This is a genomic window from Streptomyces sp. CMB-StM0423 (assembly GCF_002847285.1).
Taxonomy (GTDB): domain Bacteria; phylum Actinomycetota; class Actinomycetes; order Streptomycetales; family Streptomycetaceae; genus Streptomyces.
This window is the reverse complement of sequence record NZ_CP025407.1, coordinates 181,031-206,182: the sequence shown is the minus strand read 5'-3', so window position 1 is coordinate 206,182 and position 25,152 is coordinate 181,031. Positions and strand designations below refer to the sequence as shown.

The 25,152-nt window shown below is 73.9% G+C and carries 20 protein-coding genes; 4 read left to right on the top strand and 16 right to left on the bottom strand.

The genetic code is table 11. The annotated features are described in order from the left end of the window. Positions 1 to 11 precede the first annotated feature (11 nt). From CXR04_RS00830 to CXR04_RS00775, 12 genes are all read right to left on the bottom strand, one after another. Positions 12 to 590: an ATP-binding protein gene (locus CXR04_RS00830; protein WP_101419989.1), complete on the bottom strand. Its 579-nt coding sequence runs from the start codon at positions 588 to 590 to the stop codon at positions 12 to 14. Positions 591 to 778: 188 nt separating this feature from the next. Beyond that, positions 779 to 1,687, bottom strand: coding sequence for a serine hydrolase (locus CXR04_RS00825; RefSeq protein WP_101419988.1), 909 nt, complete (start codon positions 1,685 to 1,687; stop codon positions 779 to 781). A gap of 120 nt (positions 1,688 to 1,807) precedes the next feature. Beyond that, positions 1,808 to 2,689 carry a maleylpyruvate isomerase family mycothiol-dependent enzyme gene (locus CXR04_RS00820; protein ID WP_101419987.1) on the bottom strand — a complete coding sequence of 294 codons (882 nt, stop codon included), beginning with the start codon at positions 2,687 to 2,689 and terminating at the stop codon, positions 1,808 to 1,810. 72 nt (positions 2,690 to 2,761) lie between these two features. Then, positions 2,762 to 3,787, bottom strand: a complete 1,026-nt coding sequence (locus tag CXR04_RS00815; RefSeq protein WP_101419986.1) for a hydroxyacid dehydrogenase — start codon at positions 3,785 to 3,787, stop codon at positions 2,762 to 2,764. Continuing rightward, positions 3,771 to 4,823 (bottom strand): dihydrodipicolinate synthase family protein, encoded by a 1,053-nt coding sequence (locus tag CXR04_RS00810; protein WP_101419985.1) that lies wholly within the window; start codon positions 4,821 to 4,823, stop codon positions 3,771 to 3,773. Before CXR04_RS00810 ends, CXR04_RS00815 begins: the two co-directional genes overlap by 17 nt. Positions 4,824 to 4,831: 8 nt before the next feature. Next, positions 4,832 to 5,860, bottom strand: a complete 1,029-nt coding sequence (locus tag CXR04_RS00805; RefSeq protein WP_101419984.1) for an NAD-dependent epimerase/dehydratase family protein — start codon at positions 5,858 to 5,860, stop codon at positions 4,832 to 4,834. A 9-nt stretch (positions 5,861 to 5,869) separates the two neighbouring features. Beyond that, on the bottom strand, positions 5,870 to 6,844 hold the full coding sequence (locus tag CXR04_RS00800; protein ID WP_101419983.1) for a carbohydrate ABC transporter permease: 975 nt from the start codon (positions 6,842 to 6,844) through the stop codon (positions 5,870 to 5,872). 2 nt (positions 6,845 to 6,846) lie between these two features. Continuing rightward, positions 6,847 to 7,758: a carbohydrate ABC transporter permease gene (locus CXR04_RS00795; RefSeq protein WP_101419982.1), complete on the bottom strand. Its 912-nt coding sequence runs from the start codon at positions 7,756 to 7,758 to the stop codon at positions 6,847 to 6,849. Between the two features lie 175 nt (positions 7,759 to 7,933). Beyond that, positions 7,934 to 9,199, bottom strand: a complete 1,266-nt coding sequence (locus tag CXR04_RS00790; RefSeq protein ID WP_101419981.1) for an extracellular solute-binding protein — start codon at positions 9,197 to 9,199, stop codon at positions 7,934 to 7,936. 54 nt (positions 9,200 to 9,253) lie between these two features. Further along, positions 9,254 to 10,522: a Gfo/Idh/MocA family protein gene (locus tag CXR04_RS00785; protein WP_101419980.1), complete on the bottom strand. Its 1,269-nt coding sequence runs from the start codon at positions 10,520 to 10,522 to the stop codon at positions 9,254 to 9,256. A 62-nt stretch (positions 10,523 to 10,584) separates the two neighbouring features. Then, positions 10,585 to 12,513, bottom strand: coding sequence for a peptidase C14 (locus tag CXR04_RS00780; RefSeq protein ID WP_101426125.1), 1,929 nt, complete (start codon positions 12,511 to 12,513; stop codon positions 10,585 to 10,587). A 308-nt stretch (positions 12,514 to 12,821) separates the two neighbouring features. Continuing rightward, entirely contained in the window at positions 12,822 to 13,679 is an 858-nt protein-coding gene (locus tag CXR04_RS00775) for an IclR family transcriptional regulator (protein WP_101419979.1), read from the bottom strand. Between the two features lie 258 nt (positions 13,680 to 13,937). Here CXR04_RS00775 and CXR04_RS00770 point away from each other — a divergent pair, with 258 nt between their 5' ends. The 4 genes from CXR04_RS00770 to CXR04_RS00755 are packed head-to-tail and all read left to right on the top strand — an operon-like array spanning position 13,938 to position 18,281. Next, the gene (locus tag CXR04_RS00770) at positions 13,938 to 15,377 is read left to right on the top strand and encodes an aspartate aminotransferase family protein (protein ID WP_101419978.1); all 1,440 of its coding nucleotides are present in this window, start codon (positions 13,938 to 13,940) and stop codon (positions 15,375 to 15,377) included. Next, positions 15,377 to 16,573 (top strand): mandelate racemase/muconate lactonizing enzyme family protein, encoded by a 1,197-nt coding sequence (locus tag CXR04_RS00765; protein ID WP_101419977.1) that lies wholly within the window; start codon positions 15,377 to 15,379, stop codon positions 16,571 to 16,573. Before CXR04_RS00770 ends, CXR04_RS00765 begins: the two co-directional genes overlap by 1 nt. After that, positions 16,570 to 17,412: an amidohydrolase family protein gene (locus tag CXR04_RS00760; protein WP_101419976.1), complete on the top strand. Its 843-nt coding sequence runs from the start codon at positions 16,570 to 16,572 to the stop codon at positions 17,410 to 17,412. The genes CXR04_RS00765 and CXR04_RS00760 overlap by 4 nt, the downstream gene beginning before the upstream one ends. Beyond that, on the top strand, positions 17,409 to 18,281 hold the full coding sequence (locus tag CXR04_RS00755; RefSeq protein WP_101419975.1) for an SDR family NAD(P)-dependent oxidoreductase: 873 nt from the start codon (positions 17,409 to 17,411) through the stop codon (positions 18,279 to 18,281). Before CXR04_RS00760 ends, CXR04_RS00755 begins: the two co-directional genes overlap by 4 nt. A gap of 9 nt (positions 18,282 to 18,290) precedes the next feature. Here CXR04_RS00755 and CXR04_RS00750 read toward each other — a convergent pair whose 3' ends face one another. The 4 genes from CXR04_RS00750 to CXR04_RS00735 form a co-directional block, all read right to left on the bottom strand. Continuing rightward, positions 18,291 to 18,893, bottom strand: a complete 603-nt coding sequence (locus tag CXR04_RS00750; protein ID WP_101419974.1) for a GNAT family N-acetyltransferase — start codon at positions 18,891 to 18,893, stop codon at positions 18,291 to 18,293. Beyond that, positions 18,880 to 21,003: a penicillin acylase family protein gene (locus CXR04_RS00745; protein ID WP_101419973.1), complete on the bottom strand. Its 2,124-nt coding sequence runs from the start codon at positions 21,001 to 21,003 to the stop codon at positions 18,880 to 18,882. Before CXR04_RS00745 ends, CXR04_RS00750 begins: the two co-directional genes overlap by 14 nt. Positions 21,004 to 21,141: 138 nt before the next feature. Next, a complete protein-coding gene (gene qcrB / locus CXR04_RS00740) occupies positions 21,142 to 22,836 on the bottom strand; it encodes a cytochrome bc1 complex cytochrome b subunit (protein WP_101419972.1) in 1,695 nt (564 codons plus the stop codon). Between the two features lie 141 nt (positions 22,837 to 22,977). Continuing rightward, a complete protein-coding gene (locus CXR04_RS00735) occupies positions 22,978 to 25,134 on the bottom strand; it encodes a SpoIIE family protein phosphatase (RefSeq protein WP_101419971.1) in 2,157 nt (718 codons plus the stop codon). Positions 25,135 to 25,152 lie beyond the last annotated feature (18 nt).

The following is a 25,152-nucleotide window of genomic DNA, read 5'->3' as shown; positions in this document are numbered from 1 at the left end:
ACCGGAGCCGGTCAGGCGACGGCCGGGGCGTGGTCGGCGCGTCCGGGCACGAGCGACTCCAGCAGGGCCAGGCAGCGGGCGAAGGACTGCCACTCGCGGTCCCGGTCGCAGTCCCCGCCGACGCCCACGTCCGCCGGGCCGCCGGTCCCGGCGGGCGCGGTGAACCGGGACCACACGGCCTTGCCGAACGGCCCCGGGGCACTCCAGCCCCACGCGTCGCTGAGCGTCGCCACTATCTGCAGCCCCCGCCCGGACTCGGCGACCTCGTCGGCCTCGCAGGGCGCCGGCACGCCCTCACCCGGGTCGAAGACCGCGCAGACGACCTCGCCGCCGCGGCGGACGAGGGTGAGGGTCACCGGCTGTGGCTCGGCGACGGGCAGCGGGGGGCAGCCGGGCACGCCGTGGCGTACGGCGTTGGTCACCAGCTCGGAGACGACGCACTCGACGCTGTCGGTCAGCTCGGCGAGATCCCAGTCACGCAGCGTGGTGCGGACCGTGCGCCGGGCTTCGGCTATCGACCGCGGATGGGCATCGAGGGCGCAGGCAGCGAACGCCGATGCCTCGGCCCGCTCCCCGAAAGCTGCCGCCATGCCGATTCCCCGATCGATGCTGTCGCCTTGGCACGTGCTGGTTGTTCAATGGTGAGTGATATGGACCTCCGGATGCAAGTACAGATGCACTTTCATCCGCAAGCACAGGTGCACGTCCCCCGGCAAGTCGGGCATACGGGCCGCACCGGGCCCGGCGGGGTGGATCCGGGGACGCGTCCGGCGCCCGGTCAGTCACGCAGCGCGTTCGCCGCCGTCGTCGTGTAGGTCTCCACGGCGTCGACCCCCGCCTTGTGGGACTCGTGCCCGTCGGAGAGGACGGCGACGAGCAGGGTGTGGCCGCCGTGCTCGACGCGGCCGATGCTGTTGATGTCCCACAGCCCGGTCGAGGAGCGCGGCAGCCAGCCGTTCTTGAGCGCCGCCGCCCCGGTGTCGTCCGCCGCCGCGGACACGCCCCAGCGCTGGTCGTCGACCACCGAGGCCATCAGCTTCCCGACGTAGTGGCGGGAGTCGCCGTCCAGCGGCGAGCGGCCGTCGCCGTACACCGCTTCGAGCAGCGTCAACTGGTCGGACGCGGTGGTCTGCGTCAGTCCCCAGGTGCCGCCGTCGCCGGGCTCGGTCTCGGTCAGGCCGAGGCGGCGGTTGGCGTCCGCGAGGCCGGAGCCGCCGCCGATGTCCGACCAGAGGGCGTCGGTGGCGTCGTTGTCGCTGCTGCGTATCATCTCCGCGGCCAGCTTCTTCTGCGCGCCGGTCAGCGTCTTGCCGTCGTCCTGGGCCTGGAGCAGCAGGGCGGCGAGGATGTCGACCTTGACGATGCTCGCGGTGTCGAAGGAGCCCTTGCCCGAGGCGTACGTGGCCTGGGCGCCCGAGTCGAGGTCCGCCACGGCGAGGTCGTACGCGCCGGCCGGCTTCGGCAGCGCCTTGAGCGCCTTCGTCACGGCCTTGTCCGCCGAGGGCGCCGGAGCCGGTGCCTTCCCGGCCGCCGGTGCGTACTGGACGTAGCGCGTGCGGGGCGCACCCGCGGCCTCCGCGGTGTCCCCCACGAGGGGAGCGGAGGACGACGCGGTGGCGGCGATCACGGCGAGCGTGCCCGCCGCGACCGCCGCGGAGCGCAGCGTGGGGAGATGATTTCTCGACACGCTGCCGGAGGCTAGAGGACCCAGGTGCGGAAACGACTGGGAATCAGATGAACATTCGATGAGAAAACGGGCGCCCGCGGTATTTATCCGGACCCGGCGTGACGCCCCGTGCGCCTTCGGTCAGCGGATGATCGACACGATGCGGCAGACGGCCTCCGCGAGGGCCCGGTCACCGGCGACCTCGGCGCGGGCCAGAGCCGCCGCCGGCTCCACGCCCCGTACGCACAGCCGCCAGGCGGTCTCGGCGTCCAGCCGCACCAGCGCGTCCGGCTCGCCCTCCCCGGGCGGCAACGCCAGCGACCAGCGGGTGCCGCCCGCGGGGGCGGGCCCGACGGCCGTCGCCGTCCAGGCGCCGCCGGCCGGTCCCGGCACCGCCATCAGGACCCGGGTCCCGGGCGGCGCGGCGGTGTCGCGCAGGGTGTGCGGCAGGGCCCGCATGAAGGTGTCGAGCACCGCGGCCAGCGGGCCGGCCTCCGGGTCGTGGGGCTGTCCCGCGGCGTGCCGGATCTGCTGCCGGTGGGTCCAGAACTCGGTGAAGTCCCGCGCCACGTCCAGCCAGCGCGGCGCCGGCTCGGCGCCCGCCCACGACACGCCCAGCGACGGGCCGCGCAGCGCGTCGCCCGCGAAGTGGGCGGCGATACCGGCGCCGGCCGCGTCGAGCGCGCCGGTCAGCGACGCGGGGCTGACCCGGGCGTGGGCGTCGACCCACTCCTGGTTGATGCGGTGGATGAACGCCGCCAGCGGCTCGCCTGCCGCGGGCGCCGGGCCGCCGGTGTGCCCGTCGCGCTCGCGGGCGAGGCGGCCGTAGAAGTCGCCGAGCAGGTGCGCGGCCACGTCGTGCACCGTCCAGCCGGGCACCGCCTCGCGCCGCCAGTCGTCCGGCCGCAGCGCGTGCAGCGCCGACATGAGCGCGCGCTGCTCGGGGGCGAACAGCGGCCGGGCGTCGATCGGCGGGCCGAGCCAGGGGAGGTCCGGCTCCGCGGGTGTCACCTGCGGTTCCATGGCCGGATCCTGCCACCCGCGGGCGGAGCGCGGCCAGCGATTACGGCCCCGGCGGGGCCTGGCCGGTCAGAATCAGAAGAGGCGGGTCAGCGCCGAGGCGTCCACCGGGTGCAGCGGCTCCTCGCCCGCCAGCAGCCGCAGCACCTCGGCGACCGCGGACTCGCCCAGCCGCTCCCGGCACTCCGCCGTGCCCGCCGCCTGGTGCGGGGTCAGCAGCACGTTCGGCAACTGCCGGAACGGGTGCCCGGCGGGCAGCGGCTCGGCGTCGAAGACGTCGAGGGCCGCGTCGATACGGCCGCCGCGCAGCTCCGCGAGCAGCGCGTCCTCGTCCACGAGCCACGAACGCGCGGTGTTCACCAGACCCGCACCGTCCGGCAGCAGCGCCAACTGCGGCGCGCCCAGCAGCCGCCGGGTCGCCTCGGTGGCCGGGGCGTGCACCGCCACGACGCGGCTGGTGCGCAGCAGCTCGTCCAGCGGCAGGATGCGTACCCCCAGCTCCGCCGCGTCCGCTTCGGACAGGAACGGGTCGGTCACCGACACCCGCGCGCCGAAGGCGCGGACCAGCTCGATGTACGCGCGGCCGGTGCGGGAGGCGCCGATGACGCCCACCGCGCTCGCACCCAGCTCGTGCCGCGGCGGCGCCTGCCCGGCGCTCTCCCAGTCCGCGCCACGGCGCATCGCGTGGTCGAAGCGGTGGATCCGGTGCAGCAGCGCGAGGGTGAACGCGAGCGCGACCTCGGCGACCGGCCGGGCCATCGCGTCCCCGGCCTGCGTGACCCGTACGCCGCGGGCGAAGGCGTCCCCCGTGACGTACGGGGCGACGGCGGAGCCGGTGTGCGCGAGGAGTTCGAGGCGGTCGGCCACCGCGAGCAGCCCGGCGTCCAACTGCGGCGCGCCCCACGCGGTGACCAGCGCCCGGGCCCCGGGCAGGGCGGCGGCCAGCGCCGCCCGGTCGCGGTGCTCGTCGAGCACCGTCAGCTCCGCGGCGTCCGCGAGCCGCCGCCACACCGCGTCGGTGAAGAACTGCGCGCGCAGCTCCGGCGGTACGCACACCACCACCCGGTCCCGGGCGGCGCCGCGGTCAGCGGAGCCAGTCATCCAGGTGCTCCTTCACGAAGTCGTCGTCGGTCAGCCACGGGTACGCGGCCGCCACGCGGCTCAGCTCGTCGGCCTGCCCCGGCGAGAGCACCTCGCCGGGGTCGAGGCACCAGGTGCCCTTGAGCAGCCCCTGCCGCCGCAGCACTTCGTGTACTCCGGCGATGCAGCCGCGGAACCCGCCCCGTACGTCGAAGACCGCGCTGTTGGCGTCGGTGAGCTGCGGCCGGCGCGCCAGGCAGCGCAGCAGCGCCTCGTGGTCCCCCGCGCGGGCCCGGCGCACGTCGGCCAGCAGCCCGGCCGCCGGCCGGGTCCACACCGCCCACTGCCCGAGGAGCCCGCCGGCGAACCAGCGCCGGCCCCCGGCCGTGTCGTACGGGGTGAGGAGGTCGCCGACGATGTCGTCGTCGTTGCCGGTGTAGAGCGCGACCTCCGGGCCGCGGTCGGCGCCGGCGACCGCGCGCACCACGTCCGCGGTGCGGTAGCGGTCGAACGGCGCGATCTTGATGGCCGCCGTCGAGGGCTGGTCGGCGAGCGCCGCCCAGAACGCGGGGGACAAGTACCGCCCGCCGACGGCCTCCTGCAGATAGAAGCCGATGACCGGCAGCACCTCGCCGACGGCGCGGGCCCGTTCCAGCAGTCCCTCCTCGTTCGCGCCCGGTACCGCGGGGCTGAGCAGCACCGCGTCGTAGCCGAGGGAGGCGGCCAGCTCCGCCTCGGCGACGGCCTGCGCGGTGTAACCGCAGGCGCCGGCTATCCTCACCGCCGGCCGGCCCGAGGCGGCGGCGCTCTCCGCCGCGGTCTCCGCGGCGAGTTCGAGCACCGGGCGCAGCAGGCCGACCTGCGGCTCGCGGATGGCGAACTGGGTGGTGTGCACGGCGACGGCGATGCCGCCGGCGCCGGCGTCGAGGTAGTAGCGGGTCAGGGCGCGCTGGCGGCGCTCGTCCAGGCGCCGGTCCGCGGTCAGGGCGAGCGGGTGGGCGGGGATGACGGCGCCGTCGGCGAGGACGTCCAGCGGGGTGGGGCGGTCGGTGGGCATGGGGCGGCTCAGAACCTTCCGTCGCGTACCTGGAACTTGGTGGGCTTGCCGGACAGCGGGAGCCCGCGGTGCAGCCAGTCGGCCTGCCAGCCGACGAGGGTGCGCAGCGGCACGTCCGGGTAGCCGAAGAGAGCGTGGCAGGCCGCGGCGTCGGAGAGGAGGGCCGTGGGGGCCTCGGTTCCCTCGAAGACCGGCTCGGTGCCGAACTCGGCGCCGAACCGGTGCGCCAGCCGGCGCACGGCGGCGGTCTCGGGCCCGGTGATGTTGAGGGTGAACGGCTCCCCGTCGCGGGCGTGCAGCAGTGCGCGCAGGGCGACTTCGTTGGCGTACCCTTGCCAGACGACGTTGACGTGGCCCGTGGTGACGTCCACGGGCGCGCCGGCGTGCACCCGCTGGGCGACGTCGGCGAGGACGCCGTAGCGCAGGTCCACCGCGTAGTTGAGGCGCAGCAGCGCGACCTTCGTGCCGTGGGTGAGCGCCGCGTGCGCGAAGAGCCGTTCGCGGCCCAGGCACGACATGGCGTACTCGCCGACCGGCCCCACCGGGTCCGACTCGGCCGAGCCGCCGGTGCCCACGGACACCAGCGGATAGACGTTGCCGGTGGAGAACGCCGCGACCCGGGCGTCCGCCCAGCGGCGTGCGACCCGCTCCGGCAGCCCCGCGTTCACCGCCCAGGCGTGCGAAGGCGCCCCGGCGGAGCCGAACTTGGCGCCGACCATGAACACGACGTTCCCCGCGTCCGGCAGCGCGGCCAGATCGGTGTCCGGGTCCATCAGGTCCGCGGCCACGGTGCGTACCCCCGCGGCCTGCAGCCGCCCGGCCGCGGCCGGGTCCGACCAGCGGGACACCGCGTGCACCGCCACGTCCGCACGCCCCGCGGCATCCAGCGCCCGCCGCGCCAGCCGGCACAGGCTCGGGCCCATCTTGCCGCCGGCGCCGAGCACCAGCAGGTCGCCTTCCAGGCGGGCCATGTCCTCGGTCAGCCCCGGCGAGGGGGTGGCCAGGCGCTCCTCAAGTGCCTTCTCGTCAGCGAACACGATCGGTTCTCACCCCTTGATCCCGGACGCCGTGACGCCCTCGGTGAAGTAGCGCTGGCCCACCAGATACGCGGCGAAGATGGGCACGAACGCGATGACGGAGCCGGACAGCACGACGTTCAGCGGCACGTTCTGCTGCTGCAGGGAGGCGATGCCGACGGTGAGTGTGCGCATGTCCGTGGACTGCCCGATGACCAGCGGCCACAGGAAGTCGTTCCAGTGCCACAGGAAGACGAAGACGCCGAGCGTGGCCAGGATGGGCTTGAGCAGCGGCAGCACGATGCGGCCGAAGATCTGCAGCTCGCTGCAGCCGTCCAGGCGCGCCGCCTCGAACAGCTCGTCCGGCAGCCCCTGGATGAACTGCCGCATGAGGAAGACCGCCTGGGCGTTGGCGAGCGTCGGCACGATCAGGCCCCAGTACGTGTCCACGCCGCCGAGCTTCGCGATCATCGCGAACGTCGGGATCATCGTGACGTGATAGGGCACCATCACCATCGACAGGAACGACCAGAACATCGCCTCGCGGCCGGGGAAGCGCTTCTTGGCGAAGGCATAGCCCGCAAGCGACGACAGCAGCAGCACGCCCACCACCGACACCAGCGAGTAGAGCAGCGTGTTGAAGAGCCAGCGCGGCACGTCCTGGGAGTTCATGACGCTCCCGTACGCCTCGCCGCCCAGCGGCCACGGCACCAGGCTGCCGGGGAACTCCACCGCCGCGGCGGGCTTCAGCGACAGCACCACCATGGCGTAGAACGGGAAGACGGTGACGACGGCGGCCAGGGCCAGCAGCAGGCCGCGGCCTATCCGGCCGGCGGTGCTGCCGCGCATCGCGTGCGGTACGGAGTCGCGGTTCGCGGCGCGGCGCAGCCGGCGCTCGTCGCGCCGGGCGGCGAGTCCGGGCGCGCGGCCCTTGCCGGGCGCGGGCGCCGGAGCCGGTCCTGCCGGTATCTCTTCGTGCGGGGTCTTCGCGGGGGCCGAGGTCATGGTCAGTCGTCCTTCCCGATCGTCAGCCGCTGGATCAGCGCGACCACCAGCGTCAGCGCGAAGAGCGCCACGCCGATCGCCGCCGCGTAGCCCAGGTCGAAGTACTTGAAGCCGGCGTCGTAGAGCTGGAAGACCAGCGTGTAGCTGGAGTTGGCGGGGCCGCCGCCGGTCATCGTGTAGACCGCGTCGAAGACCTGGAACGAGGCCGTCGTCTCGATCACCGCGAGGAAGAACAGCGCCGGCCGCAACTGCGGCAGCACGATGTGCCGGAACCGCTGCCAGGGGCCGGCCCCGTCGGTGAGTGCGGCCTCCTCCAGCTCCCGCGGGATGTCCTGCATCCGGGCCAGCAGGATGAGCATCCCGTAGCCGAACCGCGACCAGATGCCCACCAGCGCCAGCGCGGGCACCACCAGGGTGTCGTGGGAGAGCCACGACTCCTCCGGCAGCCCGATCCAGCCCATCGCCGTCGACCAGGGGCCGCCGGTGGAGAAGATCCACACGAACACGGTGGCTGCCAGCACCAGCGAGGTGACGACCGGCAGGAAGAACACCGAGCGGAAGACCTTCGAGCCGCGGAACGCCCGCCGGGTCAGCAGCGCGAGCCCCACCGAGACCGCGATGGTGCCGGGCACGGCCAGCACCGTGTAGATCACGGTGACCTTCAGCGCGTCCCAGAACAGCGGGTCGTCCTTCAGCCGGGTGAAGTTGTCGGCGCCGATGAAGCTGCCGCCCCCGGTGAGGGTGTAATCGGTGAAGCTCATCAGCACCCCGGCGACCGCGGGGCCGAACCGGAAGGCGAGGAAGAGCAGGAAGCACGGCAGGACGAACAGCAGGCCGATCCGGGCCTCGCGGCGCGCGTGCGGCCCGCTGCGGCGCCTTCGCCTGTTCCGGGTGGGTTCCGCGACGACTGCCACGGTGGGTCTCCTTGCGGTACGGGGGTGGTGCGGGCGGATGCGCGGCCCGGCCGGCGGCAGGGGTTCGGCGCCGCCGGCCGGGCGCGCGGTCCGTGGGGCCCGCGCCGGCCCGGAGCAGTCGGTGGTCCGGGCCGCGCGGGCTACGGGAGGGGAAGGGGGCCGCGGCCCCGCGGGGTCAGCGGGCGATCTGGGCGTCGGCCGCCTCGGCCGCCGCCTTCAGCGCGTCCTCGGGGCTCTTCTTGCCGAGCAGCGCGGCCTGCAGCTCGGGCGCGAGCACGCCCATCACCTCGCGCGCCTTCTCCTCCAGCGGACCCGCGTTCATCGCGGGCAGCGTGTCGGCGACCGCCTGCTGCAGCTCGTCGTCCGGGTAGAGGTCGTCGGCGGAGGTACGGGCCGGGAAGTAGCCGGCGCCCTTCTCCAGGTCCGCGGCGTTCTCCGGCTGGGCGACGAAGTTGATCCACTTGCCGGCGGCCCCGGTGTCGGCGCCCTTCAGCATCGACAGCGCGCCGACGGTGCCGTAGCCGACCGACTCCTCGCCGGTCAGCGGCGGCTGGACGACGATGTTCTCCCGGCCCCAGAACGGCTCGACGTCGGCCGGGACGTTGGTCCACGTACAGGCGACCTTGCCCTTGGCGACCGGGGTCTGCTCCAGGTTCGGCGTGGTGGTGACGAGGTCCTTGGGCGTCCAGCCCTCCTCGACGAACTCCGTCAGGTACGTCAGCGCCCCGACGCCCGCCGCGTCGTCGAACGCCACGGACTCGCCGTCCTCGGCGAACACCTCGCCGCCGGCCTGCCAGAGCAGCGGGTAAAACGTCATGTTGAGCGTCTGCGCGGTGTCACCGGTGTAGCTGAGGGCGTAGTAGCCCTCGTCCTTCATCTTCGGGCCGAGCGCCTTCAGGTCGTCCCAGGTCTCGGGGTAGGAGTCCTCGCCGACCGCGTCGAAGACGCGCTTGTCGCATATCAGCGGGTTGGCGCTGGTGAGGATCGGGGTGCCGAGCACGTCGTCGCCCACGGTCACGGACTGCAGCGCGAAGTCCGTGTAGTCGGACTCGGCGTCGGCCGGCATGTAGTCGGCGGCCGGCACGATGTCCGGCGCGTACTTCGGCAACTGGTCCGGCACCAGGTAGACCACGTCAGGCCCCTTGCCGGAGGCGATGGCGGTGCCGAGCGCGGTGTCGCGGTCGGCCCACGGGTAGGTCTCCACCTTGACCGAGATGTCCTTGTTCTCCTTCTCGAACTTCTCGACCATGCCGTCCCAGTACGCCTTGTTCTTCGCCTCGTCGAAGATCACGGGGTACGTCCACATGGTGACGGAGCCCTTCCCGCCGCCCGCGCCGTCGCTGCCGCCGCAGCCGGCGAGCGCGACGCCGGCCAGCGCGGTGGCGAGCAGCGGTACGGCGACGGCTCTGGTCCGTGAACGCCGGTGGTGGATCAGGGTCATGGCACTTCCTCCGGGGATGGGGCGGGATAAAAGGGTGTGGGGGCGGTGCGGATGTCAGCGGGCCGGCACCGCCTGGACGGTGCCGGTGTGCCGGGCGCGCTCCGCGGCGAACGCGGCGAGGTGGCTGCCGAGCGACGCGGCGGTGCCGGAGCGCAGCACGCCCGAGTCGCCGGTGGCGACGGCCCGTACGAAGGCGTCCATCAGCCCGGCGTCGCCGCCGCCGTGGCCGTCGGCCGCGTTGGAGCCGGCGGCGTCGACGGTGCGCACGGTGGTCTCGCCGGTGCGGAAGTCCTGCACGGTGACGCTCTCGCCGTCGCCGCGCAGCCAGCCGTGGGAGCCGAAGACGCGGGTCTGGCGGTGGGTCTGCTCGGTGAAGGCGACCATCTGGAAGGTGGCGGTGACCCCGCCGGACAGCAGCATCGCGAGGACCTGGTGGTCGACGACGTCGTTGTCCGCGCGGTAGGCGCACACCCCGTACGGGCCGGTGCGCAGCGCCTCGATCAGCCCGGCTTCATCAGTCGGGTCCGTCGCGCCGGTGACGTGGGTGACCGGCCAGACCGCGCCCTTGTCGCGCAGCACCGGCAGGTAGAGCTTCGGCGCGCTGTACGGGCAGTCGGCCTCGACGGCGCAGTCCGTGCAGCGCTCCCCGGCACCGGCCGGGGCGTTCTCGGGGCGGAAGTGCTTGAGCCCGCCGAAGCCGGTGACCTGCTCGATGCGGGCGCCGGTGACGTACGCGATCCAGTCCAGGTCGTGGCAGGACTTGGCCAGCAGCATCGGCGAGGACAGCTCCTCCTTGCGCCACGGGCCGCGCACGTAGCTGTGCGCGTAGTGCCACCAGCCGACCGGCTCCAGATGGTCCAGCGAGACCAGCTCGCCGAGCACGCCGGAGTCGACGACCTCCTTCACCAGGTCGGTGTACGGCATGTAGCGCATGACGTGGCAGACCGCGAAGAGCACCCCGGCCCGCTCGACGCCCTCGACGATGCGCCGGGTCTCCTCCTCGGTGGGCGCGAGCGGCTTCTCCGCCAGGACCGCGTAGCCGGCCTCGGCGAAGGCGAGCACCGGGTCGACGTGGTCGCGGTCCTGGGTGGCGACGACGACCGCGTCGGCCTCCACCCCGGCCGCGGCGAGCGCGCGCCAGTCGTCGAACTCGCGCGGCGCGCCCACCGCCGCCCGGGCGGCCGGGCTCGGGTCGGCGACCGCGACCAGTTCGGCCCGCTCCGGGTGCGCCCGCACCCAGTCGGCGTACGTGCGCCCGCGGTTCCCGGCGCCGGCGACGGCGATGCGGACGGGCCTGGCGGTGATCGGGGGATGCGTGGACACGGCAACTCCGGTGCTGGGTACGGGCGGTCGGGACAGCGGGTGCGGGGGGCGCGGGGGAGAGGTCAGAGCCGCAGGTTGCCCGCGGTGTGGACGACGCGGTCGCCCTCGTCCGGCAGGGCCGCCCGCGTCACGCCGTCCTCGACGCAGCCCGCGTGCAGCAGGTGCGAGCCGGAGTCCGCGAAGGCGGCGGGCTGCAGCTCCAGCCGGCCGCCGGTGAAGGTGCAGCCCTGCGCCCGGTAGCGGTTGACGCCGCCGTCGAGCGCGATGTGCGCGGTGCCGTCGTCCGCGGCGGTGGCGTCGACGCCGGTCAACTGCCAGGTGACGGTGCGGTCCCCACCGCCGCGGGAGAGCAGCGCGCCGGCCTTGTTGGTGCCCGAGAGCCGGGCGCCGTCCAGGCGCAGCCGCTGCCCGCCCGCGCCGGTCAGCCTGATCCCGGTGTCGGTGAACACCCCGCCCTCGACGGTGAGGTCGGCGTGCGCGTACGAGACGGGCTCCGCGCCGGGGGCGCCGGTGACCCGGCAGTGGTCGAGGACCAGCGGCCCGGTGCCCCGGAACGCCGCGCCCTCGGCGCCGTCGAGCACGACGCGTTCCAGCGTCAGCGGGGCCTTCACCCCGGGGGCGGTGATCTCGGCGCCGGGCGCGAAGGAGAACGCGGAGTCGGCGATGACGTTCGGCCGTGCGGACCGGTCGGACGCCTGCGAGACGATCAGCGGCCCGCTGGCCGTACAGCCGCGCATCTGCACGCCGTCGGCGTTCACCCACAGCATCCCCGAGCCGTCCAGGGACTCCTTGCCGATGACGGTGACGTCCTCCAGCGTGAGGTCGGTGACCTTGACGCGGGCGACGAACCAGGAGCACACGTGCCGGCGGACGGTGATCCGCCTGGCCGCGCCGCCCCAGGCGGCACCGGAGTTGGCGAACGTCATCAGGCCCGAGTTGCCGGTGTAGACGAGGTCGTGCTCGAACTGGCCGTGGGTGACGAACGGGCCCTGGTCGTCACCGTCGCCGTGGCAGTTGGTGACGTAGCAGTAGGCGGAGGCGGTGAAGTCGTTGAGGTGGCGGGCGTTGGAGGTGCGGCAGTCCGTGATGTGCCCGTAGAGACAGTAGATCTGCTGGGTGAGATAGCCTGCGCCGCCGTAGGTGACGGACTTGGGGTTGGCCAGGCTGCAGTTCTCGGTACGGAACCGGGTGCACCAGCGGCGCATGATCACGGGCCAGAAGGTGCCGGTCGCCCCGATGCCGGAGACGTCGCAGCCGACGGCGTACTCGTACGCCACCGGGTGCGAGCCGGTGTACTGGTCGTCGCCGGCGCCTTCGAAGACGAGGTTGCGCACGTGCGCCCGCTCGACGGGCTCGACCCGGGTCCAGGTCAGCGTGCGCCCGGCGGCCAGCGGCCAGCCGGTCTGGTAGCCGACGCGGATGTGCGTGCCGTCGACGATCCCGGTGACCTGGACGAGCCGCTGGATCTCCTTCTCGTACTTCCCGGACCCGGCGGCGTCCGACTCGACCGCCCACCACTGGCCGACGCCGAACGCGCCGGAGTCGCCGACCTCGTACACGTCGGACAGCTCGGGCAGCTCCGCGCCGAGCTTGTGCTCGTGGACGGTGTCGGTGACCTTGCCGCGGAAGAACAGCACCGCGCCGAAGGGGTTGTCGTGCCCGTTCTCCTCGATGCCCTCGGTGAGCATCCGGTTGCCGCCGAAGTCCAGCTCGACGTCCGAGCGGTCCGTGGTGTGGCGGCGGGTGAAGAGCAGGTCGGTGTGGGCCTCGATGCGGTGGATGCTCTTGTCGGCGAGCATCTTGTCCAGCGCGTCGTCGGCCGGACGCCCGGGGCCGGAGTGGCCGTAGTCGCGGAAGTCCGCGACACCGCCCCGGCGGGGGCCGTTGTCGGCGCCGGTGCCGCGCGCGGGGGCGGCGGCCCGGGCGGTGCCGGCGGAGGCCGCGGCGGCACCGGCGGCGGCCAGGCCGGCCAGGCCGGTGACGCGCAGCATGCTGCGGCGGGCGGTGCTCGGGTGCTGCGGAACGCTCATGGCGGACTTCGCCTTCCGAGAAGGTCCGGATCGTGAGAGGCGTTCCTGCGGTGACTGCCGTGACGGCGGATGGCCTTGCGGACCGCGGGCCGCCGGCGGGGGCCGGTGGCCGGTCCCGGGCGTGAAGGGCAGGCGCCGGGGACGGGTCCAGTGCATGTCGCGCCGGTGACCGTGAGGTCGCGGCGGATGGCTGGAAAGGTACGGCCGCCCCCGCCGATCGGTCAAGAGCCGATTTTCGCGGGCCGGCCGCCGGGTGGGCGGCGGGCGCGCTAGCGGACGGCGGTCCGGGGTGCCGTGCCGTCCGGCGCGCCGGACGCGTCCGCCCCCTCGCCCGGCCAGCCCAGTTCGATGCTGATCCGGTGGGCCGCGTCGCGTACCTCGCCGCCCAACTCCTGGTAGCGCCAGGCGGGGAGGCCGAGCTTGAGGCCGGTGATGCTGACCGCCCCGGCGCAGCCGCCGCGGTCGTCCCGCACCGGCGCGCCGATGCAGATGATGCCCTCGGCATCCTCCTCGTCGTCCAGCGCGTAGCCGACGCGGGCGATGTCGCGCAGATGGGCCAGGAACGTGTCCGGGTCGGTGATCGTCCTGCCGGTGCGCCGCGGCAGGCCGTGCCGCTCGATCACGGCCGCCGCCTCCGCCTCGGGCATCGCCGACAGCAGGGCCTTGCCCAGTCCGGTGCAGTGGGGGAGTTCGCGCTCGCCCATGCGCAGGTCGAGCCGGACGCGGTTGTCGACCTCGACCTGGTCCACGACCACGGCGAGGCCGCCCTCGGGCACGGCGACGCGGGAGGCCATGCCGGTACGGGCGCTGAGGTCGCGCAGCACCGGGTGGGCCAGCCGGCGCAGGGAGACCTGGGCCCTGGCGCGGTCGCCGAGGCGGGCCAGGCCCATGCCGAGCCGGTAGCGCCGGCTCATGCCCTCGCCGTCGTCCGAGACCAGGCCGAAGGCGCGCAGCGTCTGCAGGGTGCCGAACGCGGTGCTCTTCGAGACGCCGCACCGCTGGGCGATCTCCGTGACGCTCAGCCCGTCGCCGGGCGGCGGGCTCGCCAGGGTCTCCAGGATCTCGGCCGCCCGCCCCACGCTCTTGACCCAGTACTTCGGCTCGTCGGCATCCGTTCTGTTCGTCATGACCGAACAGTCTAGGGGGTGAGGTCGGGGTTCCGTCGAGTCCAAGGGGTTGACCGGCGCTTTTTTCGGCCGTAGAGTCAGGCTCTGTTCGGTTAGGCAGAACGGTGTTCTGAAAAAGACTCAACGCATCGTTCATCACTCACCGTTCGTACGACCTTTTGCACCTTTCCTGCGACGACTGCCGGGCGGATGGCGCCAGGGTTCACGGGCCGGGCAGGGCCCGTGGAACCGAGACACTCGACGCAAGGAGCACGCACCATGAGCCCAGGCCCGGACGTCACCACCGCCGGAGCCGGAGCAGCCCTCGCCGAGCGCGCCCAGCGGGTCGTGCCCGGCGGGGTGAACAGCGGCCAGCGCAGCATCCCGGGCCTGCCCGGACTCGTCGTCGCCGGCACCGGCGGCGCCCGCTTCCGCACCGCGGACGGGGCCGAGTTCACCGACTACCACGCGGCCTTCGGCCCGCCGCTGCTCGGCCACAACGACCCCGACGTGGCCCGCGCCGCCGCCGAGGCCGGCGCCGCGCTCGGCCACATGGGCGTCGGGGTGACCGAGGGCGAGATCGAACTCGCCGAGGAACTCTGCGCGCTGGTGCCCTCGCTGGAGAAGGTGCTGCTCACCAGCACGGGCAGCGAGGCGACGTTCCACGCGCTGCGCGTCGCCAGGGCCGCCACCGGACGCCGGCTGGTGGTCAAGTTCCAGGGCTGCTACCACGGCTGGCACGACTCGGTCAGCCTCAACGTGATCTCCGCGCCCGACCGCGTCGGCGGCCACGACCCGATCTCCGCCGGCATCCTGCCCGAGGTCCTCGACGCCACCCTGGTGCTGCCGTTCAACGACAGCGCCGCCGTGCGCCGCTGCTTCGCCGCGCACGGCGAGGACATCGCCGCCGTCATCGTCGAGCCCGTACCGCACAACGTCGGCGCGCTCCTGCCGCACCAGGAGTTCCTGACCACGCTGCGCGAGGAGACCGCCGGGGCCGGCAGTGTGCTCGTCTTCGACGAGGTCATCACCGGCGTCCGGCACAGCCTCGGCGGCTGGCAGCAGATCTCCGGCGTCACCCCCGACCTCACCACCCTGGGCAAGGCCATCGCCAACGGCGCCCCCGCCGGCGCCATCGGCGGCCGGGCCGACCTGATGGAGCTGTTCTCCACCCGCCCCGGCGCCCCCGCGTTCTTCGCCGGCACGTACAACGGGCACCCCTCCGTCGTCGCCGCCGCGCTCGCCACGCTGCGCAAGCTGCGCGAGGAGCCGGTCCACGACCACGTCTTCCGGCTGGGCGAGCGGGTGCGCACCGGGCTGCGCACCGTCTACGCGCGCCTCGGCGTGCCCGTCGCCGTCACCGGCTACGGCTCCGTCTTCGTCACGTACTTCATGCCGGGCTACGACGGCGGTGCCGCCGGCGCCGAGAGCCCCACCCCGCGGACGTACACCGACCTGCTCGCCAACGACGCGGGCCTCTTCGTCGGCTACCGCCGCCGGCTGCTGGAGCACGGGATCTTCGAGCTGCCGCTGAACCTCAAGCGCAGTCACCTCTCCTACGCCCACACCGACGCCGACGTCGACCGGCTGCTGGAGGCCACCGAGGCCGCCGTCACCGCCGCGCTCGCCGACGGCGGCGCCCGCGACCTGGAGCACGCCTCCACCATGGGCGGCGCCACCCCGGCCGCCGCCGGCCGGCCGGAAGAGGCGGGCCGCTGATGCTCACCGTCGACACCACCCGCCCCACCGGACCCGCCGGCCGGATCAGCCGCGTCGAGACCCTGATGCTCGGCACCGCCTGGCGCGACTTCGGCTACGTCCGCGTGCACACCGACGAGGGCCTCTCCGGCGTCGGCGAGATCACCCACCCGTACCGCGGCCGCGAGGTCTGCGCGCTCGCCGAGGCGATGTCCCGACGCCACCTGCTGGGCGCCGACCCCTTCGACGTCGAGGAGATCTGGCTCCGGCTGCACCAGGGCGACTTCCTGCGCGGCGGCGACGTCGGCGGCATCGTCCTGTCCGGCCTCGACCAGGCGCTCTACGACCTCATGGGCAAGGCCCTCGGCGTCCCCGTCTACCGCCTCACCGGCGGCGCCTGCCGCGACGGCGTCCCCGTCTACGCCAACGGCTGGTACGACGGCGAGCGCGACCCCGAGGTGTTCGCCGCCAAGGCCCGCGCGACCGTCGCCAAGGGCTACCGCGCGCTGAAGTTCGACCCCTTCGGCTCCGGGCTGCACGAGCTGGGCCCCGCCGAGCTGCGCCGCTCCATCGGCCTCGTCGCCGCCGTCCGGGAGGCGATAGGCCCGGACGTCGAGCTGTTCGTCGAGGGCCACGCCCGCTTCGCCATGCCCACCGCGGTGCGGCTGCTGCACGAGCTGGAGCCGTACGGCATCGGCTGGCTGGAGGAGCCGCTGCCCTGGACGCACATCGAGCGCTACGCCGAACTGCGGCAGCGGGCGTCGTTCCCCATCGCCGGCGGCGAGCACTTCCACGACCGCTACGAGTACAAGCAGCTCTTCGCCACCCACGCCGTCGACATCGTGCAGCCCGACCTGTCGATGGCCGGCGGCCTCACCGAGGTGCGCAAGATCGCGGCCATCGCCGACGCGCACGGCATGCTCGTCGCCCCGCACAACTCCAACTCGCCGCTGTGCACCACCGTCTCCGTACACGCGGCGCTCGGCATCCCCAACCTCAAGGTGCTGGAGACCTTCGACGGCCTGCTGGAGCCCTACGTCTTCGAGGCCCTGCGCGGCACGCTGCCCATCGCCGACGGCAGCATCGGCCTGCCCACCGCACCCGGCCTCGGCGTCGAGCTGGCCGACGAGGTCTTCGCCGAGCACCCGCCCACCCACCGCTTCTGGAACATGTTCGAGGACGGCTGGGAGAAGCGGGACAGGAGCGCACCGGCATGATCACCGACGTCCACTCCCATCTCTTCCGGCCCGGCACGGACTTCGACGACGCGTTCCGCACCGAGGCCGCCCGCGCCCACGCGGGCGAGGTGGACCTCACGGTGCGCTGGGAGGAGTACGCGGCCGCGGCCCCCGACGGCACCCGCACCATCGTCGTCGGGGGCAAGGCCCGGCGCAGCGGGCTGTGGGTCGACGACGCCGCGGTCGCCGCGTACACCGCGGCGCACCCCGGCCGGCTGGTCGGCTACCTCTCCCTCGACCCCACCCAGCCCGGCTGGCGGGACGAACTGCGCCAGGGCCACCAGGAGCTGGGGCTGCGCGGCATCAAACTGATGCCGATGTACGCGGGCTTCGACCCCGCCGCCGAGGAGTACGACGACCTCTTCGGCTACGCCGAACGCCACGGCCTGCCGCTGCTGGTGCACACCGGCACGACGTTCGTCTCGGCCGCCCCGCTGGAGTACGCGATGCCCCGGCACCTCGACGCCGTCGCCATCCGCCACCCCGAGCTGCGCATGGTCCTCGCCCACCTCGGCCACCCCTTCGAGGGCGAGTGCCTGGCCGTCATCCGCAAGCACCCGCACGTCTACGCGGACGTCAGCGCCCTGCACTACCGGCCGTTCCAGCTCTGGCACAGCCTGCGCCTGGCACAGGACTACGGCGTCTGGCACAAGCTGCTCTTCGGCAGCGACTACCCCTTCACCACGGTCGACGCCTCGGTCGCCGGGCTGCGCGAGATCGCCCGGATCCCGGGGATCCCCGGGCTGCCGCCGCTGGACCGGGACGAGGTGGAGAAGCTGATCCACCGGCCGGCCCTCGACCTGCTGGGGCTGTCGTGAGCGGGGCGGGGGAGCGGCGGCCCGGTGCGGGGGACCGGTTCGACCTCACCGGGCGCACCGCCGTCGTCACCGGCGCCGCCCGCGGCCTCGGCCGCGCCTTCGCCACCGGGCTCGCCGGGGCCGGCGCCGACCTCGTCCTCGTCGACCTGCCGGACGCCCCCGGGCTGGCGGAGACGGCCGCGGCGGTACGGGCCCACGGCCGGCGGGTGCGGACGTACGGGCAGGACCTGGCGCGTACCGGCGAACTGGCCGGGCTCGCCGACCGGATCCGCGCGGCGGCCGGGCCGGTGCACATCCTGGTCAACAACGCGGGCACCGCGGCCCTGGAGCGCTTCAACGAGATCACCCCGGAGAGCTGGTCGCACGTCATGCGGGTGAACGCCGACGCGGTGTTCTTCCTCTCCCAGCGGCTCGCCGAGCACATGGCCGCCGACCGGGTGCCCGGCCGGATCGTCACCGTCACCTCGAAGAACGCGCTGGTCGCCGAGGCGGGGCTGGCCCACTACAACGCCGCCAAGGCCGCCGCCCAACTGCTCACCGAGACCCTGGCGGTGGAGCTGGCGCCGCACGGCATCACCGCCAACACCCTGGCGCCCGGCATGGTCGACACACCCATCGACGGCGAGTTCCCGCTGGCGCGCGAGGGGTTCGAGGCCGCGTACCGCGAGCGGATCCCGCTCGGCCGCTACGCCCGGCCCGAGGAGTGCGTCGGCGCGCTGCTGCTGCTCGCCTCGGACGCCGGGGCGTACATCACCGGCGCCAGGATCGTCGTGGACGGCGGCGTGCTCGCCGACCAGATGCCGCGGCTGCGCTTCATGCCGCCGTACCGCAGCAGCCTGCCACCGGACGACGGCGCCGGGGACGGGTGAGCAGGGAAGTCAGCCCCCGGCCAGCGGGCGGAACACCAGCCGGGCCCGCTTCGGCGGCAAGTACACCTCCGGCAGGTCCACTTCGGGCAGTGTGACCTCCGGTCCCAGCGCGAAGCCCTCGCGGCGCAGCCGGTCGATCGCGGGCCCGTTGAGCGCGTCCGGCTCGGCAACCAGCCGCCGCGCGCCCGCCGCCGCGGCGAAGCGGATGATCACCCCCATCAGCGCGGCCGTGAAACCGGGCTCCGCCGCGCCCTCGGCGGGGCCGACCAGCAGGTGGAGGCCGAGGTCGCCGGGCTCGGCGGGGTAGCACTCCGAGACCCGGTCGGCGGCCGGTTCGTACGTCTGCACCAGCGCGACCGGCGCGCCGTCGCGCAGCAGCAGGTGGGCGTGGTGGGTGGGGAGGGTGTCCATGTGCGCGTAGACGTCGCGGACCTGGGTGCGGGACAGCCCGGCCATGCCCCAGAAGCGGGCGCGCTCCGCGGTGACCCAGCCGTGCAGCAGGGCCGCGTCCGCGTCCGGGACGACCGGCACCACGCGCACCGTGCCGAAGCCGCCGGCCTGCTGCTCGTGCCGTGGCCTCCGGTCGCGGGGCGCGGGGTCAGCGGTCGTCATGGGACTCCTTCAGGGCCTGCCAGTCGGTGAGTACGGGAATCAACTCGCCGCGCTGCCAGGGAGCGAGCTGGTCGCGATGGTGCGGGGCGCCGGGGACGCCGCACGCGCCGAACGGCACCACCCAGCGGCTCTCCTCGCGGCGGGAGACGTCCCAGACGTAGCGGGCGGCGGGGCCGCGGGCACACAGGTCGGTGACGCCGGGAACGGCGGCGGTGGCCAGCACGCAGTCGTGGTCACCGGCCAGCCCGGGCCACGGCTCGCCGGGGCCGCCCGAGCCGCCGGGGCCGCCCGTGCCGCCGGGCAGCGCCTGCCAGGGCGCCAGCCGGTGCGCCTCGCCCCAGGTCGAGGGGGCGCCCGGAGCCGCCGCCGCGAGGTGCGCGGCGGTCTCCTCGGCGGCGGCCCGCACCAGCGCGGGCAGGTCGATCTCCGGCAGCCGGTCGGTGGCGAGCAGGGTGCCCAGGGCGTACCCGATCCGGGTGTGCAGGTCCAGCCAGGGCAGCAGCAGCGCGGGGTACGGGGGCGGGTCGGCCAGCGGCGTCAGCGCGGGCTGCGCGGCCAGGGCGCGGACGACGGCGGAGCGCAGCCGCGCGTACGCCAGCGCGTCGGCGCTGTCCGCCGCCATCCGCAGATCCCAGCGCAGCAGCCGGTCGCGCAACTCCGCGGCGGCGGGGCCGAGTCCGTCGACGCCGGCGAGCAGGTCCAGCAGCGGCCGGGCCGCGGCGTTGAGGGTGTCGGTGTGGACGGCGGCCATGTCCCCGGCGCGCCAGGACCCGCCGCCGGCCAGCAGCTCGCGGATGCGCTCGGCCCGGTACGGCGGGGCGAACTCGGCGCCGAACGGGGCTGCCGGGCCGCGCTCGTTGGCCATCACGGCGATCCCGCCGGCCACCGGCACCGACGGCATCGGCGCGTGCCGCCCGCGCCACGCGTACGCCGCCTCCCACGCCGGTACGGCCCCGCGCAGGTTGGCCTCGTCGCGTACCGGCACCGTCCCGGCGACCCGGTGCAGCAGCCCGCCCGCGGTGTCGGCGGCCAGCACCACGTTGACCGGCTCGACCCAGCCGTCGAGCGCCGCGTCCACGTCGGCGACTTCACGGGCCCTGAGCAGCGCGGGCAGCGCCGGGAAGCCCAGCTCCCCGTACACCCGCGGCGGATACCTGAGGCTCAGTGCCTCCCACTCGCCGTCCGCCGCGCTCCCCGGCACCTCGGCGATCACCGGCCCGCGGCCGGTCTCCACCACCTCGACCCCGGTCGCCGCCGCGCCCGCGACCTCGACGGTCTCGGTGTGTGACGCGGCCGGCTGCCAGTCGTCGGGGCCCAGCGCCTCGATCCGGCCCGCGCGGCGGCGCAGCCGCTCGATGTAGAGATCCTGGTAGTCGGCCATCGCGTTGGTGATGGCCCAGGCGACGCCGCCCGTGTGGCCGAAGTGCGGCAGCCCGGGGACGCCGGGGACGGCGAAGCCGACGACGTCGTACTCCGGGCAGGCCAGATGGATCTGCTGGTAGACCCCGGGGTTCTCGATGAACCGGTGCGGGTCCCCGGCGATCAGCGCGCCGCCGTCCGCGGTCCGCTCGCCGGAGACGAGCCAGCCATTGCTGCCCGCGGTGCCGGGACCGTCGGTGGCGAACAGCTCCACCGCCCCGGCGCCCAGGTGTGCGTCGACCATCCGGCGCCACAGCTTCGCGGGGAAGCCGGCGAAGAGGATGTGGGTGGACAGCCACACGGCCAGCGGCGTCCACGGCGACCAGCGGCCGGGCGCGAGCCCCGTGGCCGCGAACTCCGGGGCCCGCGCGGCGCCTTGGGCGAGTCCGGCGTTGACCCCGTCGACGTACGACGACACCCAGCCGGCGGTCTCGCGGTCCTCCTCGGCCAGGTGGCGGAAGCAGCGGCGCGCGGTGTCGTCCAGCCGGACCCGGCGGGCGAAGACGTCCCAGTCGCGGGCCGCCTCGCCCAGGAACGCCGCGGAGGTGCCGGCGGCGCGGTGGCGTTCGACCTCCAGTTGCCAGCCGCGGTCGAAGGCGGCGTTCTGCCCCTGGGCGTAGGCGAGTTCGCGATGATCGGCGGCGCGGATGTGGGGGATGCCCCAGGAGTCGCGGTACACCTCGATGCCCAACGCCGTCGCCACCCCTCGCTCGAAAAAGCTTAGGGTAGCCTAACCAAAAAGGTCGGGTGGGGCGCGGTCGGGGGTCCGCGCCCCACCCGGTCGGGGGCCTGCCTCAGTGCCGGATGAGGGCCGTCGGGGGGCCGTACCTCATCCGGACGAGCGGCCGCCCGGGCTCTCGTCCGCGGATTCGAGCGTGCGTTCCCCGCTGCCTGCCGGCAGCTCCGCGTGCTCGTGGTCGTGTGCGACCGCGCGGTATTCCTCGATGGTCGGCTTCTCGATGCGCGTGTGCGGGCCGAACATGGCGTGCGCCAGCTTCGCGCGCACCCGGTTGGTGATGCCGGCCGGGGGCCGGCGGACGCCGTTGGCGTCGGTCTCCGGGCCGAGTTCGTACGGCTGCGGCTGCTCGTGCGAGGTGAGCTTGTGCAGCTCCGCCTGCGGGAGCGGCTCGTGCACCTCGATGTACTCGCCGTGCGGCAGCCGCTTGATCATGCCGGTCTCGCGGCCGTGCAGCACCTTGTCCCGGTCGCGCCGCTGCAGTGCCAGGCAGATGCGCTTGGTGAGGATGAAGGTGAGCACGGGCACCACGAACACCATGATCCGCAGGGCCCAGGTGACGTTGTTGACCGACACGTGGAAGTGCGTGGCGAAGACGTCGTTGCCGCCGCCGATGAGGAACAGGGCGTAGAGCGACAGCCACGAGGTGCCGAGTGCGGTCCGCACGGGCACGTTGCGCGGCCGCTGCAGCAGGTGGTGCTCCCGCTTGTCTCCCGTGACCCACGCCTCGATGAACGGGTACGCGCCGATGACGACCAGCATGAGCGGGAAGAGTGCGATGGGTATGAACACGCCGAGCGAGAGTGTGTGACCCCAGGCGTTGATCTCCCAGCCGGGCATGATGCGCACCATGCCTTCGGCGAAGCCCAGATACCAGTCCGGTTGGGCGCCCGTCGACACTTGGTCCGGCCGGTACGGTCCCACGCTCCAGATCGGGTTGATCGACGCCACGGCCGCGATGATGGTGACGAGGCCGAAGACCAGGAAGAAGAAGCCGCCCGCCTTGGCCACGTACACCGGCATGAACGGCGCGCCGACGACGTTCTTCTCGGTCTTGCCGGCACCGCCCCACTGCGTGTGCTTGTGGTAGAAGACCAGGATCAGGTGCGCCACCAGCAGGGCGAGCATCAGCCCTGGCAGCACCAGGATATGGAGTGCGTAGAAGCGCGGGATGATGTCGTGGCCCGGGAACTCGCCGCCGAACAGGAAGAACGAGAGGTACGTTCCGATCACCGGCGTGGAGATCGTCGCACCCTCCACGAAGCGCAGGCCCGTGCCGGAGAGCAGGTCGTCCGGGAGCGAGTAGCCGAGCAGGCCCTCGAAGAGGCCGATGAACAGCATCGTCCAGCCGAACACCCAGTTGATCTCACGCGGCTTGCGGAACGAGCCGGTGAAGAAGTGCCGCATCATGTGGACGAGCATGCCGACGACGAAGATGAGCGCGGCCCAGTGGTGGATCTGACGCACCAGCAGACCGCCGCGCACGTCGAACGAGATGTCCAGCGTGGAGGCGTACGCCTCGGACATCCGCACGCCGTTCAGGGGAGCGTAGGAGCCGTCGTACACGACCTCGGTCATCGACGGGTTGAAGAACAGCGTCAGGTAGACGCCCGTCAGCAGGATGACGATGAAGCTGTAGAGGCAGATCTCGCCGAGGAGGAAGGACCAGTGGTCGGGGAACACCTTTCTTGCGTACTTACGCCCGGCGCCATGTATCCCGAGCCGGCCATCGGCCCAGTCCGCGAGGCGCTCGCCGGACTTCGCCCGGGTGGGCGGACGGGTGCCCATCGCGCCCTGCGATGAGTCTTCCGTCTGGGTTACGGACATGCGGTTGCTCCTGCCTCCCTGGTGCACTCCCACCTAAAGGACAGGAACAGGCGGCCGAATGTGACATGAAACGAGGTAGTGTGAGCCACATCACACGGGTGGTCAACTACCCGGGATCTCCTGCTCAGTCCAGACGACCTTGCCCCGGGACGAGTACCGCACACCCCAGCGGTGCGCCAACTGGGCGACGAGGAACAGCCCGCGTCCGCCTTCGTCGTTGCTCGTCGCGTGCCGCAGATGCGGCGACACATGGCTGGTGTCGGAGACCTCGCAGGTCAGCACCGACTGCAGGATGAGCTTGAGCCCGATGGGCCCGGGCGCGTGCCGGACCGCGTTGGCGAGGAGTTCGCTGACGATGAGTTCGGTGGGCAGGGTCAGCTCCCGCAGCCCCCATTCCGTGAGCCGCCGGCGCACCAGGTCGCGGGCGTCGGAGAGGGCGGAGTGGTCCACCGGCAGCCGTACCGAGACCACGCGGTCCGGCGGCAGTGCCCGGAGCCGGGCCGCCAGCAGCACCGCGTCGTCGCTCGGCCGGGCGGGCAGCAGGTCGCGTACGGCCGCGTCGCACAGGTCCTGCACCGGGCGCCCCGGGCGGGCGAGCGAACGGCGCAGCCGGGCCAGCGACTCCTCGGGCCGCTCGGGCAGCAGGCCGTTGGTGTAGAGCGCGAGCAGACTGCCCTCGGGCAGGTCGAGTTCGGCGCAGCCGTACGTGCTGGAGCCGCCGCCCAGCGCCGGGCCGGTCGCCGCCTCGACGACCTCGCTGCTGCCGTCCGTCCGGACGACGACCGGCGGCGGGTGCCCGGCGAGCGCCAGGGTCACCCGCATCGCGATGGGGTCGTGGACGGCGTAGACGCAGGTTGCCGCGGGCGTCGGCAGGTTGCGCTGCGGGTCGGCGAACGGGTCGGGCGGCTCCTGCATCAGCCGGGACACCAGCGCGTCCAGATGGGTCAGCAGCTCGTCCGGCGGCAGGTCGAGGCCGGCCATGGTGTCGATCGCCGAACGCAGCCGGCCCATGGTCGCCGCGGCGTGCAGCCCGGTGCCGGTGACGTCGCCCACCACCAGCGCCACGCGGGCGCCGGACAGCCCGATGACGTCGAACCAGTCGCCGCCCGCGCCGCCGGTGCCGGGGAAGGTGCCCGGCACGTACGCCAGGCCCGCCTCGATCGCGCTGTTCTCCGGCAGGTGCGCGGGCAGCAGGCTGCGCTGGAGGGCGGAGGCGGTGGTGTGGGTGCGGGTCTGGCGGCGGGCGTTGTCGACGCTCACCGCCGCCAGTTCTGCGACCTCGGTGGCCAGCCGCAGGTCGGCGTCGTCGAAGGGGGTGGGGCGCTCGGAGCGGTAGAGGGTGACCAGGCCGAGGAGCGCGCCGCGCGCGGTCATCGGCACGAAGATGAGCGAGTGCGCTTCGTCCGCGGCGTCGGGCAGGGTCACGGGTGCGCCCCGCTCGCCCGGGGGCCCGCTCGCGGGATCGGGCTCCGGTACGGAGTGCCCCCGGTCCCCGTCGCCGCCGACCGCGGGCCCGGCGTGCGCCGGGTGCTGGATGAGCCGCGGGCGCAGGTCCGTCAGCGCGCTGGACTGCGGGGAGGCGTACGGGTAGCGCACCTGCGCGCCGACGCCGTCCTCCTCCCGGTACGCCGACGGCGCCACCGCCGCCCGCCGCAGCGCCAGTTCCTCCACCCCCTGCGCCGGCGCCGACTGCTCGCCCCGCCACACCGAGTCGGCGATGTCGACCACCACGGCGTCCGCCAGCGCGGGCACGACGACCGCGGCCAGCTCCTGCGCCACCCGGCCGACGTCGAGCAGGGCGCCGATGCGCGCCTCCGCGGCGTACAGCAGCTCCAGCCGGGACCGGGCCCGGCGCCGCTCGGTGATGTCGCGGACGTGGGCGAGCACGGCCACGAGGGCACCCTCACCGTCGCCGTCGCTCATCGGGTAGGCGGAGACCGACAGCACCCGGTCGCCGTCGCCGGCCATCCGCACGCCGCGCACCGGGTCACCGGACGCGAGCACGTGCCGGAGCAGTTGCTGCAGCTCGGCCCCGTCGGCGACCGCCCCCACGTCCCGCGCGGACGGTGCGCCTCGTTCCGTACGCTCCCCGTCCTCCTCCGCCGGCTCCTCAGGCACTCCCGGGAGCAGGCACGCGGAGGCGTTGGCGCGCAGTAGCCGCAGCTCGGAGTCGAAGACCAGCAGCGCGGAGCGCGCCCGGTCGAAGAGGACGCCGAGCAGCAGCGCGTCGAGCTGCGCACTCGGATGGGCACCGGCCATGCCCCCAATCTCGCCTCC